The following is a 15439-nucleotide window of genomic DNA, read 5'->3' on the forward strand; positions in this document are numbered from 1 at the left end:
ACAGAGACTTTCATATCTCTTATGTGATGTTTAAAAATAAAACACTCTATAACAAGCAATCACTACTCAAACAATTTCAGTACCACAACCTGAAAATAAGAATTTTCTCGGGCGAAGATCTCGCCGTCCAACGCATAACTATTCCAAGAAGCATGGTTGAAACTTTAAAAAAAATAGCCCAAGTAAAGCCCATCTGTCAAAGGAATTCTCTCTGGATTAATCCTACAAAAATAGTCCTGTCCAGTAAAGGCGATGGGAGAGGCCCGGGAATTATCTACTCCTACCTCCCCAAAAACCAATAAATCGCCACCGTCACCACGCAAAGTGCCAGGGAAAGGGGCTTCGCGTATTTCCACTCCTGTAGATTAAGCGGGCTTCGGGGAATAGCCATTGCAGTTGTTGCCGGAAACTTCAGGCTCACCAAGTACATCACTGCGAGATTGAGTAAAAATTCAATTCCCCAGATATGGATGAAGTGGATGTCGATGGCAAGCCAAAAAGTCGTGACCAGATAGAACACAAAGCCTACCAACAGCCCGGCCTTTGCCCCGGCCGCGGAAACTTTCGGTATAAAAAATCCGGCAATCAGGACTGAGGCGATTGGGATAAAGAATATCCCATTGAGCTGCTGCATGAGTTGGTAGAGGCCCTCGGGCGCATTGGCCACCATCGGTGCGATCAGGATGGCGATCACCGCGAGGATCAGAGAACTCAACTTTCCAACCTTGACCAGCTTGCTGTCCGAGGCGCTGGGTTGGATGATTTTTTTGTAAATATCCAAGCTGAAGATCGTAGAAGCGGAGTTGAGAACAGAGTTGAACGTACTGAGGACCGCCCCTAAAACCACCGCGGCAAAAAAGCCGATCAGACTCAGCGGCAGCACTTTTTTCACCAAAACCGGATAGATGAAATCCTGATCTCCATAGTATTGCTCTCCATAATAATAGAAAGCGATCACACCTGGCAAGACGATGATCAAGGGAATCAGGATCTTGAAGACTCCGGTATAAAGCAGTCCTTTTTGGGCTTCAGCCATGTTTTTTGCTCCTAAAGCCCGCTGGATGATTGTCTGGTTCATCCCCCAGAAATAGATCTGGTTGATCATCAAACCCGTGAAAAGTGTACTAAAAGGCAGGACGGAATCCTCCGTGCCTATCACGTTGAATTTTTCGGGAACGGCTTCATAAACTTTGCCCAAGCCGGTCATCATGCTCCCGTTTCCGATGTCCCAAAGCGCAAAAGCCGGAACCAACAAGCCGCCAATCATCAGTCCGATGGCATTGATCATGTCGGAATAAGCCACGGCCTTCAGCCCGCCCAAGATCGCATAGATCGATCCGATGACACCGATCGTGATCACTGTTAGCCATATGCCTTCCGTCTGACTTATCTGGAAAACCTCTGAGACATTGAAGATGCTCTCCAAATTGATCGCGCCAGTGTAGAGGACAATCGGCAGCAGTGTGAAAACAAAGGAAAGCATCAACAGCAGCGAGACGATGGTCTTGGTCGTGTCGTCATAGCGGACAGCAAGGTATTGGGGAATCGTCGCCAAGCCCATCCGCAGATAAATCGGCAAAAAGTAAAGCGCTGCGATTACCAAGGCAATCGCCGAGGTCACTTCCCAGGCGATGATGATCATGCCGTTTTTGTAGGCCGAACCATTCATCCCGATCAAATGCTCCGTGGAGATATTGGTCAGGAGCATGGACCCAGCGATCACTCCACCCGTCAAACTTCTGCCTCCCAGGAAGTACCCGTCTTTTGACCTGAGATTCTCTTTTCTCAACTTGTACCAAGAAAAAACAGCAACAAAAAGCGTGAATCCTACAAAGGAAATGACGGTGAGCATGAAGGTTATTTTGGGTTGGAAAAAGTGGAGATATCAAAAAAAGGGGACATTGACTATCCCCTTTCGATTAGCGGCTTCTTTTAAAATTTCAGCGTTGCCGGCAAATATTTGGCGACCAAGTCTTCATAGTAAGGCCTCAGTGCTTTGGAATCCGGCGGCACAGGCACCTTGGAATATAGGTCATAGGGATTGAACTTATCCACCCACTTAAACATCTCCCGATCGTGGTCACTGAGGAGGTGATCGTAGGCATTTTCCCGATGCTGGGCATAGAACGAGTGGTAGCGGATCATGTAAAGCGCCGGTTCGGGCATATAATCCTTCACCATCTGATACAGGTATTCGTCGTGTCCCCAAGACATCTTCACCTGATTCAGCCCACATTGATGAGAGTACACACCATACTTTGTATTGTAGCGTTCGTCTTTGGAATCTGGATTTTGGTCAAAAAATTCCGGATAAACGATCCGATCCGAATGCTGGCAACCTACCGGAAAAGTATCCCCGACAACCGCCCATTGCGGTTCGCCAAAGAGGCAAAGCACTTTTCCCAAATCATGGATAAATCCGGTCAGCACAAACCAATCCGGATGACCGTCCGCACGGATCGCCTCGGAAGTTTGAAGCAAATGCTGGAGCTGATCCAAATTAGTATCCGGATCTGAGTCGTCAATCAGGGTGTTGAGGAAATTCACCGCATCCCAAAAAGGCATCTCCTTCTTCTCGAACTTCAGAAACTCGCTTTCCTTTTCCCGCACAAAGTCATACGTCTGATAGGTATGGTTGAGCTTGTAAAACTCCCGCACGGTATCCACTCGCTCGGAGTCATGGTAGTTTCGGTAGTCATCCTTGGCTTTGGCCTGCTTATCCTTGGGCTCAGGATAGCGGGTCAAAAGATCATCTTCCCAATCCTCGATGGATTGGAGGGGAGCTATTTCAGATTCTGAGAGCTGAGTTTTCATATGAATATGAATTGTTTTTTAATGGCTATTTGGAATCTCGCATGGACTGTAAACATTCGATTACGAAGCTTACATCACGCTCGATTCCATAGGTTTATTGATTGTCTGGGAATATAGAAACAAAAAGCGATTGCCTGCAAGCCCTTGGTACACAAACAAATCGTGGCTTCGGATAGGCACTCTTCCAGCACAGTGAACACGAAACACTCACTCATACTTTCAGATTACATACTTTTTTATCCATTTTTATGCAATTTGAAAGTCAAACTTTCAAATTGCATACTTTTTCATCTATTTTTATGTAATTTGAAAGTCAAAGAGTAAGCTGATGATCCAGAGAATACTTGAAGAAAAACTCATCCAAGGTCTGAAGACCATGCCGGTGACAGTCATTCTCGGGCCCCGACAGGTCGGAAAAACGACCTTGGCCCTCGAACTGGCAAAGCCTGCCGTAGACAAGCCCATCCATTACCTGGATTTGGAGCTGGATTCCGACTTGGCAAAACTGGACGATGCGGAAGCCTATTTGAGGCGTTTTGAACACCAACTCTTGGTCATCGACGAAGTGCAGCGAAAGCCAGCTCTTTTTCCGGTGATCCGGGCTTTGGTCGACCTTCGCAAGAGAGCCGGAGAACGAGCAGGGCATTTTCTTCTGTTGGGCTCTGCCTCCAAGGAACTGCTCCAGCAATCCTCTGAAAGTCTGGCTGGACGCATTCGCTACCTGGAACTCCATCCCTTTTCGGCCCTCGAGCTCCATCATGAAGACCCCTTGGGCTTTAAGGTGGACAAACTATGGTTTCGCGGAGGCTTTCCCGACAGCTACTTGGCCGATTCGGAAGCTGAAACCCAGGATTGGAGACGGGACTTTATCGCCACCTATGTCGAAAAGGACATCCCGCTCTTTGGTCCCCAGGTGCCAGCCACGAGGATGAAGCGGTTTTGGTCTATGCTCGCCCACTACCATGGGCAGCAGGCCGTCCTGACAGAGATCGCAAAAAGCCTCGAGGTCAGCCACACCACTGCCCGCACTTATCTGGATATTCTTCAGGACTTCCTCATGGTCAGGCAGCTGCAGCCTTGGTCTGGCAACACCAAAAAAAGGCTGGTAAAAACTCCAAAAGTGTATCTCCGGGATTCCGGGCTGCTTCATAGCTTGTTGAATATCTCTTCCTTCGAGCAGCTAATGGGCCATCCCGCCGTGGGCGCGAGCTGGGAAGGCTTTGTGATGGAAAATATCCTGAACCATTTGTCGCCAGACTGGACAGCCAGCTACTATCGCTCAAGCAACCAGGCGGAGATCGACCTTGTCCTGGAATCTGGGAAAGAAGTATGGGCGGTAGAGATCAAAAAGTCCAGCGCCCCTACGATCAGTTCAGGCTTTCATCGAGCCTCTGAAGACATCAGTGCCACCAAGAAGTTTATTGTCTACTCCGGTTCAGACCGATTTCCGATGAGAGGAGACCTTGAAGTCGTGGGTCTGGTCGAATTCATGAACATGATTTCTTAATAAAAAACAACTTGTACAGCATCCCGTACAAGTTGTTATATTTGTCAAAACCCCGAAAACCATGGAAGTCACGACCTACTCCAAATTCCGCGAAAACATGAAGTCCTACCTGGACAATGTCGTCAACGACCAGCAGCCACTCTACGTCACCCGTGCCAACGGAGAAGACGTGGTCGTCCTCTCCAAGTCTGACTACGAAGGCCTGCAGGAAACTTATTATCTGATGAGTAGCCCGAAAAATGCGGAGAGGCTACTTCGGGCAATTGACGAAGCAAACAGAGGTCTTGGCGTGAAAAGAGACCTTATCGAACTCTGAGCCTCCTGCCATGTATATTATTTTTTTATCCACAGGATGGGAGGATTACCAGTATTGGATTGAGACAGACGTGAAGTTTCTCAAAAAGATCAACACACTGATCAAAGAATGTCGACGTACTCCATTTCAAGGAACGGGAAAGCCTGAACCGCTGAAAAACGAACTGTCTGGCTGGCGGTCTCGAAGAATTGATCGAAAACATAGGCTGGTATATCGAGTGAAAGACGGAGCCTTGGAGATCGCCCAGTGCAGGCACCACTACTAAAAACCTCCTTTTCTCCACCCTTATCCAACTCCGGATACCCTGCGCAGCTCACCAATCTCCGTCTGCATCTTGGCCATCATCCGCATCAGCTGCCGCATATCGCCTTCCTGCTCGGGTATCTCCCGACTGGTATAGGCATACAAAGCCCAAATCTCCAGCACTTCTTCCACGGGCACAGCGTATGGCTCAAAAAGCGGGTTGAGCGATTTCAGCAAGACCTTCCCTTCCTGCCCCAAGGTCACCAGCTTGAAGACAAAATCCTGACTTTCCCTCAAGATCACGATGCAAGGCGTGCCCGGCTTGAGCGCTGTCCAGTCCGCAACAAACTGCGCAATCACGTCGCTCCCCTCGGGAATAGGCTCCATGGAATCGCCCGTGGTGGGAAAAATCCGAAACGTCCCACCTCCCGGCAGATTGGGCAGGGAGTACTTGGGCAACGTGGCGATAAACTCCGGGTCATTGTAGCCGGTGCGATAGCCTGCCTTCGCCTTGACTGGCACATACTCCACATTCTCGTTATTGTCACGATCCACACTGATAGCCAGCACACGCAGGTTGCCACCACGGATATAGACATCATTTCCCGCCTCCAAGTCTCGCAGCTTCAGCTCTCCCAGCTTAGATAATTTTACCCTAATGAGGCTGTCTATGCTGATCCCAAAGAGCTCCGACACCGCCATGAGATCATCCATCGCCGGCGACTTGGTCTGCCCGGACTCCAGCGCATTGACCTTGGACCGGGTCGCCTCCAGCCTATCGGCCAATTCCTGCTGTGTCATCTTGCGTCGCTCTCGGAGGAACCTCAGGTTTTCCGCAAAGAAATTGGTTGACTTTGCCATTGCTTTTTGATAGTATTAGAGTCAATGTTTTGACATGATTAGTGTCAAATATAAGTAAGGGAGAGATAGGATGAAAACATCAGGGGATAAAAATGAGGCAATACGCCAACTCAGGGCGAAAATCATGGAACTGGAAGGCTTCAGTGCTTCGACCCAGCTCCCTACCTCATCCTTGGGCCTTGGCCCCATCGAGTCCTCGTTTCCCGGCGGCGGCTTTCCCCTAGGCACTGTCCACGAATTTGTCAGTCTCCACCCGGCGGATGCCGCCTCCACCAATGGATTTATCTCAGGCTTGCTGGCCTCTTTGGTGCGCAAAGGAGGCTTTTGCCTCTGGGTGAGCAACCGGCGCAGTGTTTTCCCTCCGGGCTTGAAACGCTTCGGGATAGCGCCTGACCGGGTCATCTTCATTGATCTCAAAAGAGAAAAAGACGTGCTCTGGGCCATGGAACTGGGACTCAAATGCAGCACGCTTTCCGCCGTGGTCGGCGAGCTGCAGGAGCTCAGTTTCACCGAATCCCAGCGCCTGCAACTGGCTGTAGAGCAAAGCAAAGTAACCGGACTCCTCCATCGACACAATCCCAAACACCAACATGCCTTAGCCTGTACGACACGTTGGAAGATCGTCTCACTCGGTAGCGACTTGCCGGACGGAATGCCCGGAGTGGGTTTTCCCACTTGGAAAGTCACCCTGCTCAAAGTACGGAACGGCAGACCGGGCGAATGGAAAATGGAATGGAAAGGCGGTCGATTCCAGCCGCTGACTCCCCGAGAATCCCGCAAGCAAATCCACCTTTCAAGAGACCAACACTATGCCTAGGCGCTTCCTTTCCCTTTGGTTCCCCTACCTGCTCACCGACCGGCAGGTGATCCGGCAGCCTGCGCTTCGGGATCAGGCCTTTGTCTTTGCCGCTCCACAGCGGGGCAGGATGACCATCCAAGCCTCCAGTCTCCCGGCGGTTTCGCTGGGGATACGTCCAGGAATGGCTGTCGCTGACGCACGGGCTTTGCAGCCTGAGCTTTTGGTCTTGCCCGACCAAGTCGGCCGGGGAGCAAAACTGCTCCAGGGCCTCGCGGACTGGTGTCTTTGCTACACACCTGTAGTGGCAGTCGATCCTCCCGACGGGCTAGTCCTGGAGATCTCGGGCTGCCCACATCTCTGGGGTGGGGAAAAATCCTATCTGGAAAGTCTGACCTCTACGCTGAAGGCAAAAGGCTACCACAGCAAGGCGGCGATATCCGACACCATCGCTTCCGCCTGGGCAATGGCGAGATACGGCCAGCAACACATCATCGCGCCTGACAAGCAACGGGAAGCCCTCCTTTCTCTCCCTCCCACTTCGCTGCGCCTCGATCCCCAAACCTTGGATCGAATGGATAAGCTGGGCTTTAGCCAAATCGGCCAATTCATCGACATCCCTACCCCCACGCTCCGCAGGCGCTTTGGCGAAGCCACAGTCCATCGTCTGGGACAGGCTTTGGGCAGCGCACATGAGTCACTGGAGCCAATCCTTCCCAAGGAGCCCTACTTGGAGCGCCTTCCCTGTCTTGAGCCGATTCGGACTGCGCCCGGGATCAAGATCGCGTTGGAAGAACTGCTGAAGACCATTTGTCAAAAGCTCTCGAAAGAAAAAAAAGGCATGCGGAAAGGCATCTTTCGGGGACATCGCATGGATGGAAAGGTCGAGGAAATCTCCATCGGCACCCACATGCCTTCGCACCATCCTGAGCATCTTTTCCGCCTCTTTGAGCTCAAAGTCCCGACTATCGAACCAGATCTGGGCATCGAGCTTTTCGAGTTGGAAGCCCTGCTCGTGGAGAAGATCAGCGAAACCCAGGAGTCGCTCTGGCACAGCGCCGGGGACGACGTCACCGCATTGGCAGAACTTCTGGACAAGATGGCCGGCAAGATGGGGAGCCAAACCATCCATCGCTATCTGCCCCAAGAGCAGCACTGGCCGGAGCATTCCATCCGGGAGGCGCATTCCCTGGAGGACAAGCCCAACACGGAATGGAACACCCATCGGCCTCGTCCGCTGCATCTTCTTTCCTCTCCGGAGCGGATCGACGTGATGGTTCCCCTGCCGGATTACCCGCCTTTGCATTTTCGCTATCGCGGGGAAATCCTGCGCGTGGCAAAGGCCGACGGCCCCGAGCGCATCGAGCAGGAATGGTGGCTCCAGTCCGGCCCGCCGCGGGATTACTATGTGATCGAGGATGAAAGTGGAAAACGGTACTGGCTATTCCGGTTGGGCATTTACGGAAGAGGCGACCCGGAATGGTTTCTGCATGGTTTCTTCGCTTAAAACGAAAGATTAGATTTTGGAAACTTATGTCTTGTTTGAAACCTTCAGTGAACAGATCGTAAGGGGTATGTATCATCTCTATTACATCATACTATAGTTTTCCGGTTAACTATAACTTAACGACACAAATAAGGCACAAAGAGGCCAAATTATTCTTCAGTCATTAGTTGACATCCAAACGAGTTAGGATTTGCCACCACGCTTTCAACCTTTAAAATCACTTTCAAACCCTCCTGCATCCCACTTATCTTTTTTCGTTTTTCGCCTATCTTTATCACTATGCCTTCAAACTCTTTGCTAAAAGTCGCCCTCGCCCAGATTGCTCCCGTCTGGCTAGACAAATCCGCTACCTTGGAGAAAGTCAAAGCATCCATAGTTGAAGCAGCTGAGAAGTCCGCCGAATTGATCGTATTCGGAGAAGGCTTGGTTCCCGGCTACCCTTGGTGGCTGTCCATCACCAACAGCACGGCTTGGGATAACCTGGTTCAAAAGGAAATTCACGCCCACTACGCCCGCCACGCCGTCCAAATCGAGAAAGGCGACTTGGCTGACATCCAGAAGCTGGCCAAAAAACATCAAATCGCCACCTACCTCGGCATTATCGAGCGACCAGCAGACCGCGGTGGTCATAGCCTTTATTGTACGCTCGTCTATATCGATCAAATGGGCGAAATCCGCTCTGTCCATCGCAAGCTTCAACCTACCTACGAGGAGCGGCTAACTTGGGCTCCTGGAGACGGAAATGGCCTGCAGGTTCACCCACTTAAGGGATTTACCCTCGGAGGACTGAACTGCTGGGAAAACTGGATGCCATTAGCAAGAACTGCACTGTATGGCTTGGGTGAAAATCTCCACGTCGCCGTCTGGCCAGGAGCAGTGAGAAACACTGAAAACATCACCCGGATGATTGCACAGGAAGCCCGTTCCTTCGTGATTTCGGTTTCCAGTCTGATGCGCAGATCCGACTTCCCAGCCGACACGCCTCATCTCGACTATATCTTGGAAAACTGCCCCGATGTCCTAGCCGATGGAGGCAGCTGCATCGCCGGGCCTGACGGAAAGTGGATTCTCGAACCTGTGGCAAACAAAGAAGGCCTTTTATATCAAACCCTGGACTTCAACCGCGTGCTGGAAGAGCGACAAAACTTCGACCCTGTTGGCCATTATTCAAGACCGGACGTGTTGGAACTGAGAGTGAATCGGGAGAGACAGAGTTCGGTGAGGTATTGATGTAACGACTGAACTTCTATAAACCCAGGGGCCTATGGACGAGATTTGCAATCTCATCTTACTTTCCCCGCAGCAAACACCAATTTCAATCCCATCTCAAAAATTGTTTTTCCCGTCAAAAAGACTTCTATACGACTTATGACCCAAAAAAAAAACATCACCGAAGTTGGGAAGCTGAAAAGCGAAAATCCATCTTTCAGCAGATTTGAAGTTACCTTAGATGAGTTCAAAGATCCATGTAACGAGTCCATGCTTGGCATGTATGGCGGTAATTAAGATCTAAAATCTCGATCCGCCATCAAAGTCACTTGAAATCACTCCACCTCCGCTCTAATAATCAGCACACAATTTTCTCAACTAGATTTAGCCTCCCTCTTTTCAATTAGAGTTTTCCGCTAATTTTAGAAGTTGAAGCCAAACCTATGCAGCGAACTTTGTCTCTTCACGGACTTTTCCGGATCAGCAGACCGATCAACCTACTGATGGTTGCCTTTGCTCAAATCATGGCCGCCCACTTCCTGGTCCGCACCACCGCCGATGGGCTCCCCGTTCTAGAGGACTACCGGCTGTACCTACTTGTACTTTCTACAGTGATCATCACCGCAGCCGGATACATGATCAACGACTACTACGACGTCAAAATCGACTATGTCAACCGCCCGGCAGAAGTCGTGGTCGGCAAAGGAATCAAACGCAGAGTGGTGATCTTCCTCCATTCCCTATTCAATTTCACCGCGATTGGACTTGGGTGGCTGGTCGCACCGAGGATCGCCGCTTTGGATTTTCTTGCATGCTTCCTGCTCTGGCTCTACAGCAATCGGCTAAAGCGTGAGCCCTTTGTCGGTAACCTTACCGTAGCTTTTCTGACCGGACTTTCGATCTACCTTGTCGCCTTCTACTACCAAAAGTCGGAACTACTCGTGATGACTTATGCCATCTTCGCCTTCTTCCTAAACCTGATCAGAGAGATCATCAAAGACATCGAGGATCGCCCGGGAGACCGGAAACATGGCTGCCGCACCCTGCCCATCGTTATCGGTTTTCGCAAAACCAAGCAAGTCATTTTCTTGATTGCACTGGGACTGGTCTGCTCCATCTTGATTGTAATCTTCAAGATCAACAGCCCTATTGTATTTATTTATTTTGGGATTTTAGGCCTTGCTTTTGGCTGGTTTATGTGGAAAATCTATCAAGCCGATCGAAAAAAACATTTCACCCGCCTGAGTGCAATCGCCAAGATCCTGATGCTGGTCGGGACGCTGAGCATGGCGTTTTTATAAATAGCACAAAGTATCAAGCAATCAACATCGGTCTTCGGACAGCCGACATCAAAGCCAATTTCGAAATTTTTCAATTTTCAAATCACCTTGTCTGCTTAGCAATTCCCTACCGAATCACTTACTTTCATGCAAATTTTTCAACAATGCTTGATTCTAAGACCCTGGTAGTAAAAATTGGTTCCAATGTCCTTACCCAGTCGAACGGGTTGCCCGACTTGGATCGAATGGAGCATTTGGTATCCCAAATCCAAAAGCTCATCTCGTCCGGAAAAAAAGTAGTGCTCGTGAGCTCTGGAGCGGTAGCTTTTGGACGCCAATCGATCCCACTGCCCGGAGGCCTCAATCCAGTCTTCAAAAAACAAATTTGGGCCTCCACGGGACAGATTCGCCTTATCAACCAATACCAAGAACTATTTGCAAAGCTCAATCAGCCTATCGCCCAGATCTTGGTAACCAAGGAAGACTTTCGCGATCGAAAGCATTACCTCAACATGAAAAACTGCATAGAGGCTCTTTTGCAGCAGGGGATTTTGCCTATTATCAATGAAAACGACACCGTCACGATCACCGAGCTGATGTTTACCGACAACGACGAACTTGCCGGCTTGACGGCCGCCATGATCAACGCCGATACACTTCTACTCCTGACCAATGTAGACGGGATTTTTACTGGAAACCCAACAGACCCCAACTCCCAACTGATCGAAAAAGTAGCCTCTTCCATGCCGGAGGTGTCCAATTACATTTCGGCGACGAAGTCCTCCTTTGGGCGGGGTGGCATGCTGACAAAGTATGCCATGGCAAAAAAATCGGCTAGCTTGGGTATCCAGGTCTTTATTGCCAACGGAAAACGGGACGGAGTCTTAACCGAATTCCAAAACAAAAGCCTCCGCTGCACCTGGTTTGAACCCAATAAGTCAAAACACGCAGCAATCAAATGGCTCGCCCACGGCGCGCACTACTATAAGGGAGAAATCACCATCAATCAGGGCGCAAGAGAATCCCTGACTTCGACCGTGATTCGCAGCCTCCTACCTATCGGCATCACCGCGATCACTGGAGAATTTTCAAAAGGTGATATCTTGCTGATCCGCGATACGGAACAAAACAAAATCGGCTTAGGAAGAGCCGAATATGCTTCCAAGATCGCTCAGGAACTGATCGGCCTCAAAAACCAAAAGCCGCTCGTACACTACGATTACCTTTACCTATTTGACCATGAATGAGTACCAGCATATTTTTCAGGAAGTAAGAAAAGCAAGTCGCCTGCTGATTGGCGTGTCCACAGACAAAACCGAAGCAGTGCTGCTAGCGCTCGCTGAGCTTGCAGTGGAGAAAATCCCATTTCTTTTGGAGGAAAATAAAAAAGACCTCGATCGGATGGAACCAAGCAATCCGATGTTTGACCGATTGCAGCTGACCGAAGCACGTATACTGGGAATCGCCGCCGAAATCAAACAGGTCAATCGACTCCCTACACCTTTGGGAATCAAATTGGAGGAAAATACACTCGAAAACGGATTGCAGCTCAGCAAGATCAGCGTACCGCTCGGAATTATTGGCGTCATCTACGAAGCCCGTCCCAACGTTACGTTTGACGTCTTCACGCTGGCACTTAAGTCGGGCAACGGATTGGTGCTGAAGGGGGGCTCCGATGCGGACTTTTCCAATCGGGCAATCCTGAAACTCATCCATCAAGTTCTGGCAAAACATAGTATGCCGGTCGCTGCTTTCCAGCTGCTTCCTCCAGAGCGTGCCGCTACCAAAGCATTGCTCGAAGCCGTGGGTTTCGTGGATGTGATCATTCCAAGAGGCTCGCAGGGTTTGATCAATTTCGTAAGGGAAAATGCAAAAGTGCCTGTGATCGAGACCGGAGCGGGGATCGTCCATACCTACGTGGATGAAAGCGCTGATCTGAAAAAAGCTAAGACTATCATCCACAATTCCAAAACCCGCCGCCCCAGCGTCTGCAATTCGCTGGATTGCCTGATCATTCACGAGGAACTGCTTGAAGACCTGAGTGAACTGGTGCTTCCTCTGATGCTAGACAATGTGAAGATCTATGCGGATGAAAAATCCTTCGCACATCTCCAACGGCATGAGCTGATCCAAAAAGCAGACGAAAGCCACTTTGGAACTGAATTCCTTAGCCTAAAAATGTCCATCAAAACCGTGAAAAATCTGGCCGAAGCACTGGATCACATCGCAACCTATTCTTCCAAGCATTCGGAGGCGATCGTCTCCGAGAATCAATCGAACATCGATCGATTCCTGCAGGAAGTCGATGCAGCGGCAGTTTATGCCAACGCTTCGACTGCTTTTACCGATGGAAATCAGTTTGGCCTTGGTGCCGAGATCGGCATCAGCACCCAAAAGCTCCACGCCCGCGGCCCGATGGCACTCAAGGAACTGACAAGCTATAAATGGGTAATTCGCGGAGAAGGGCAAATCAGGAATTGACACAAAAAAGTCTCAGGACTAAAGTCGAGTTTGATTCCGTTTCGATTTCCGCGATCTATGACTTTCTTTCTCTTAGCTTTGAAAAAGTATTCACCATGAAAAATCTCCTTATCCTATCGATTGTTGCGCTCACCGTTTTCAGTTCTTGCGCCGGCAAACAAACTGAAGCAGAAAGTACCGAAACCCTTGGGGAAGCGGCATCGCCGATCAACTTAGACCCTGCCAAATTCCAGGAAATGAGCGGAGAAGGCATCATCCTCGATGTCAGGACTCCAGAGGAGATCGCCTCCGGAAAGATCGAAGGCGCGCTTGAAATGGACTTTCGCCAAGCCGACTTTGCATCCCAAATCGCCAACCTGCCCAAGGACAAGGCGATCTTTGTCTATTGTGCTGTCGGTGCCAGAAGTAAATCCGCAGCGGAGCTCTTGATTCAGGATGGTTTTTCGCAAGTGTACCACTTGAGCGGAGGAACCCAGGCATGGACACAGAGTGGCCTGCCACTGGTTCAAGAATAAACCCAGATCGAGCACAAAAAAAGTCCCTTGGGGTTTCACAACCTCAAAGGACTTTCTCGCTCCTGCTGCTCGCATTTTGCTACTAGACCTTCACCCGCTTCCCCGTCGCTGCACTTTCAAGGATTGCCTCGACGATGCGGATATCGCGTTTTCCTTCTTCTCCCGGCACTGACATCGGTTTTCCATTCATGATGCTCATCGCATCGTCGTCCATCTGATAGACCTGCTCCATGGGTTGCTGAAAAGGGAAGTTGATCTCACCTAGGGTGCTTTTCCCCTTGTTTCCGGCATAAGCCGAAAAGGGCGCCATTTCTATCGTTCCTTTTTCGCAGACGATGTTAAGATAGTTCACATTCTCGGCAAAGGAAGTCTTGATCTTGCCAATGACTCCTCCCGGAAATTCCAGCTCTGCCTCCACGATTTCACCCAAGCCATCTTTGTAGATCTCCGGCCGCTCGGTCCAAACCTTGGCCGACTTCACCGCCACGGGTTCCATCGCGCTGCCGAGCCTCGCCCCTTGGATAGAATAGACGCCCATGTCGTAGATCACACCGCCACCCATCTCTTTTTTCTGCTTCCAATGGTCGGTACGGCCTTCGCGATATCCAGCCGCACAGTCAAGAGAGGTCACTTTGCCCAGCTTGCCACTTTTCACGATCTCATTGTAAGCTTTGGTGTTGGGTTCATGCTGGCAGCGGTAGCCGATGGCGAGGCTCACGTCATTTTTCTTGCAGGCATCGATCATCGCTTGGCAGTCTGCAGCCGTCACGGCCATGGGTTTTTCGCACCAGACCTGCTTTTTGGCGGCTGCCGCCCGCTCCACGTACTCCCGGTGCATCGAGGGAGGCAGGACCACATAGACCACGTCGATATCGGGATTGTCCTTGATCGAGTCAAAGTTTTCGTAGTTGTAGATATTCTTTTCTGGGATGTTGTACTTGGCCTTCCAAGTCTCGGCTTTGGAGGGAGTTCCAGTCACGATACCAGCCAGGTAGCAGTTTTTGGTGAGCTGCAGGGCCGGAGCAAGGAGATCCGTGCTGTAATATCCGAGTCCCACGAGGGCGATGCCTAATTTTTCTTTTTTGACTGGATTGGCAGTGGCCAAAAAAGTGAAGGGTGAAGTCAAGCCTAATCCAGCCGCCAGCCCGAGGGTTTTGAGAGATTCGCGTCTTGTAGTCATAATTTTCGATAGGTTAATGGGAGTTTGTCAATAGGTTTTAGAATTATTGTATTTTTTGAAAATCAAGATAGCCTATTCCATTCCGCTATCAAAAAATAGTACCTTGAGAATACGATTCAATAAACTCGCTTCAACGATGAAAAAGCTACTCTTTCTATTTCTCATGGCCTTGCCGGTGTTTTCTTTTGCCCAAACCAAGCCTTACCTCACCCTTGCCGATGCCGAACGAATCACCGCGGCAGCCGAGGTAAAAGCCAAGGCGGAGGGCTGGAATGTAGTGATTGTGATCATGGATGACGGCGGCAATCTGATCTCCCTCAAGCGTATGGATGGGGTACAAGTCGGCTCAATCGACGTCGCCCAAGCAAAAGCCAAAACAGCAGTATTCTTCAAACGATCCACCAAGGTCTTTGAAGATGGTATGAAAGCCGAAGGCGGAGGCAGAATCGCGACACTTCCCAACGCAATTGCGGTCGAAGGTGGCTTACCTCTCCTCAAGGACGGGATCATCGTGGGAGCCATCGGTGTATCTGGAGTTACCTCAGCCCAAGATGGGATCATTGCTGATGCCGGGGTAAAGGGCTACTAGGCTCAGCTAATTCCCAATTCTTCGAAACTATAGGAATTGAAGGAAATCTATCGACAGTTTCAGATGAACTAGCTGTAATGGTGGATGTAGTAAAACTCCATGCTCAAAACTACATCAAAGTCCTGCCAAGAACGCCCTTCG

General features: G+C 50.1%; 16 protein-coding genes. 12 read left to right on the top strand and 4 right to left on the bottom strand.

The genetic code is table 11. The annotated features are described in order from the left end of the window. Nucleotides 1-280: 280 nt before the first annotated feature. Nucleotides 281-1852: a solute:sodium symporter family transporter gene (locus tag ABD031_RS18160; protein ID WP_343854018.1), complete on the bottom strand. Its 1572-nt coding sequence runs from the start codon at nucleotides 1850-1852 to the stop codon at nucleotides 281-283. Nucleotides 1853-1932: 80 nt separating this feature from the next. Beyond that, nucleotides 1933-2814, bottom strand: coding sequence for an inositol oxygenase family protein (locus ABD031_RS18165; RefSeq protein WP_343854019.1), 882 nt, complete (start codon nucleotides 2812-2814; stop codon nucleotides 1933-1935). A gap of 328 nt (nucleotides 2815-3142) precedes the next feature. On the opposite strand from ABD031_RS18165, the gene ABD031_RS18170 reads away from it, so the two are divergent. The 3 genes from ABD031_RS18170 (at nucleotide 3143) to ABD031_RS18180 (ending at nucleotide 4902) form a co-directional block, all read left to right on the top strand. Further along, the gene (locus tag ABD031_RS18170) at nucleotides 3143-4321 is read left to right on the top strand and encodes an ATP-binding protein (RefSeq protein ID WP_343854021.1); all 1179 of its coding nucleotides are present in this window, start codon (nucleotides 3143-3145) and stop codon (nucleotides 4319-4321) included. A 61-nt stretch (nucleotides 4322-4382) separates the two neighbouring features. After that, nucleotides 4383-4637 carry a type II toxin-antitoxin system Phd/YefM family antitoxin gene (locus ABD031_RS18175; RefSeq protein WP_343854022.1) on the top strand — a complete coding sequence of 85 codons (255 nt, stop codon included), beginning with the start codon at nucleotides 4383-4385 and terminating at the stop codon, nucleotides 4635-4637. A 10-nt stretch (nucleotides 4638-4647) separates the two neighbouring features. Beyond that, the gene (locus ABD031_RS18180; RefSeq protein WP_343854023.1) at nucleotides 4648-4902 is read left to right on the top strand and encodes a Txe/YoeB family addiction module toxin; all 255 of its coding nucleotides are present in this window, start codon (nucleotides 4648-4650) and stop codon (nucleotides 4900-4902) included. Between the two features lie 20 nt (nucleotides 4903-4922). Here the strand turns inward: ABD031_RS18180 and ABD031_RS18185 are convergent, their stop codons facing one another. Beyond that, nucleotides 4923-5741, bottom strand: coding sequence for an XRE family transcriptional regulator (locus ABD031_RS18185; protein ID WP_343854025.1), 819 nt, complete (start codon nucleotides 5739-5741; stop codon nucleotides 4923-4925). Between the two features lie 124 nt (nucleotides 5742-5865). Here ABD031_RS18185 and ABD031_RS18190 point away from each other — a divergent pair, with 124 nt between their 5' ends. From ABD031_RS18190 to ABD031_RS18225, 8 genes are all read left to right on the top strand, one after another. Further along, nucleotides 5866-6558: an ImuA family protein gene (locus ABD031_RS18190; RefSeq protein WP_343854026.1), complete on the top strand. Its 693-nt coding sequence runs from the start codon at nucleotides 5866-5868 to the stop codon at nucleotides 6556-6558. Then, nucleotides 6551-8044: a Y-family DNA polymerase gene (locus tag ABD031_RS18195; RefSeq protein WP_343854027.1), complete on the top strand. Its 1494-nt coding sequence runs from the start codon at nucleotides 6551-6553 to the stop codon at nucleotides 8042-8044. Before ABD031_RS18190 ends, ABD031_RS18195 begins: the two co-directional genes overlap by 8 nt. A 279-nt stretch (nucleotides 8045-8323) precedes the next feature. After that, nucleotides 8324-9274, top strand: a complete 951-nt coding sequence (locus ABD031_RS18200; RefSeq protein WP_343854029.1) for a carbon-nitrogen hydrolase family protein — start codon at nucleotides 8324-8326, stop codon at nucleotides 9272-9274. A gap of 138 nt (nucleotides 9275-9412) precedes the next feature. Further along, on the top strand, nucleotides 9413-9550 hold the full coding sequence (locus tag ABD031_RS18205) for a hypothetical protein (RefSeq protein ID WP_343854031.1): 138 nt from the start codon (nucleotides 9413-9415) through the stop codon (nucleotides 9548-9550). A gap of 146 nt (nucleotides 9551-9696) precedes the next feature. Then, entirely contained in the window at nucleotides 9697-10554 is an 858-nt protein-coding gene (locus tag ABD031_RS18210) for a geranylgeranylglycerol-phosphate geranylgeranyltransferase (protein WP_343854033.1), read from the top strand. 143 nt (nucleotides 10555-10697) lie between these two features. Next, nucleotides 10698-11780, top strand: a complete 1083-nt coding sequence (gene proB, locus ABD031_RS18215; protein ID WP_343854035.1) for a glutamate 5-kinase — start codon at nucleotides 10698-10700, stop codon at nucleotides 11778-11780. Then, a complete protein-coding gene (locus ABD031_RS18220; protein WP_343854037.1) occupies nucleotides 11773-13014 on the top strand; it encodes a glutamate-5-semialdehyde dehydrogenase in 1242 nt (413 codons plus the stop codon). The genes proB and ABD031_RS18220 overlap by 8 nt, the downstream gene beginning before the upstream one ends. A 95-nt stretch (nucleotides 13015-13109) precedes the next feature. Beyond that, the gene (locus ABD031_RS18225; protein ID WP_343854038.1) at nucleotides 13110-13529 is read left to right on the top strand and encodes a rhodanese-like domain-containing protein; all 420 of its coding nucleotides are present in this window, start codon (nucleotides 13110-13112) and stop codon (nucleotides 13527-13529) included. A gap of 82 nt (nucleotides 13530-13611) precedes the next feature. On the opposite strand, the gene ABD031_RS18230 is transcribed toward ABD031_RS18225, so the two are convergent. After that, nucleotides 13612-14709, bottom strand: a complete 1098-nt coding sequence (locus ABD031_RS18230) for a Gfo/Idh/MocA family protein (protein ID WP_343854040.1) — start codon at nucleotides 14707-14709, stop codon at nucleotides 13612-13614. A gap of 136 nt (nucleotides 14710-14845) precedes the next feature. Here ABD031_RS18230 and ABD031_RS18235 point away from each other — a divergent pair, with 136 nt between their 5' ends. After that, entirely contained in the window at nucleotides 14846-15298 is a 453-nt protein-coding gene (locus ABD031_RS18235; RefSeq protein ID WP_343854041.1) for a GlcG/HbpS family heme-binding protein, read from the top strand. Nucleotides 15299-15439 lie beyond the last annotated feature (141 nt).

The sequence above is a fragment of the Algoriphagus jejuensis genome (assembly GCF_039523455.1).
Classification (GTDB): Bacteria; Bacteroidota; Bacteroidia; order Cytophagales; family Cyclobacteriaceae; genus Algoriphagus; species Algoriphagus jejuensis.

Coding starts and splice junctions, on each gene's coding strand:
- ABD031_RS18190 (WP_343854026.1), top strand. CDS start 5,866: ATGGAACTGGAAGGCTTCAGTGCTTCGACCCAGCTCCCTACCTCATCC.
- ABD031_RS18220 (WP_343854037.1), top strand. CDS start 11,773: ATGAATGAGTACCAGCATATTTTTCAGGAAGTAAGAAAAGCAAGTCGC.
- ABD031_RS18165 (WP_343854019.1), bottom strand. CDS start 2,814: ATGAAAACTCAGCTCTCAGAATCTGAAATAGCTCCCCTCCAATCCATC.
- ABD031_RS18185 (WP_343854025.1), bottom strand. CDS start 5,741: ATGGCAAAGTCAACCAATTTCTTTGCGGAAAACCTGAGGTTCCTCCGA.
- ABD031_RS18170 (WP_343854021.1), top strand. CDS start 3,143: ATGATCCAGAGAATACTTGAAGAAAAACTCATCCAAGGTCTGAAGACC.
- proB (WP_343854035.1), top strand. CDS start 10,698: ATGCTTGATTCTAAGACCCTGGTAGTAAAAATTGGTTCCAATGTCCTT.
- ABD031_RS18160 (WP_343854018.1), bottom strand. CDS start 1,852: ATGCTCACCGTCATTTCCTTTGTAGGATTCACGCTTTTTGTTGCTGTT.
- ABD031_RS18210 (WP_343854033.1), top strand. CDS start 9,697: ATGCAGCGAACTTTGTCTCTTCACGGACTTTTCCGGATCAGCAGACCG.
- ABD031_RS18205 (WP_343854031.1), top strand. CDS start 9,413: ATGACCCAAAAAAAAAACATCACCGAAGTTGGGAAGCTGAAAAGCGAA.
- ABD031_RS18230 (WP_343854040.1), bottom strand. CDS start 14,709: ATGACTACAAGACGCGAATCTCTCAAAACCCTCGGGCTGGCGGCTGGA.
- ABD031_RS18200 (WP_343854029.1), top strand. CDS start 8,324: ATGCCTTCAAACTCTTTGCTAAAAGTCGCCCTCGCCCAGATTGCTCCC.
- ABD031_RS18195 (WP_343854027.1), top strand. CDS start 6,551: ATGCCTAGGCGCTTCCTTTCCCTTTGGTTCCCCTACCTGCTCACCGAC.
- ABD031_RS18175 (WP_343854022.1), top strand. CDS start 4,383: ATGGAAGTCACGACCTACTCCAAATTCCGCGAAAACATGAAGTCCTAC.
- ABD031_RS18225 (WP_343854038.1), top strand. CDS start 13,110: ATGAAAAATCTCCTTATCCTATCGATTGTTGCGCTCACCGTTTTCAGT.
- ABD031_RS18180 (WP_343854023.1), top strand. CDS start 4,648: ATGTATATTATTTTTTTATCCACAGGATGGGAGGATTACCAGTATTGG.
- ABD031_RS18235 (WP_343854041.1), top strand. CDS start 14,846: ATGAAAAAGCTACTCTTTCTATTTCTCATGGCCTTGCCGGTGTTTTCT.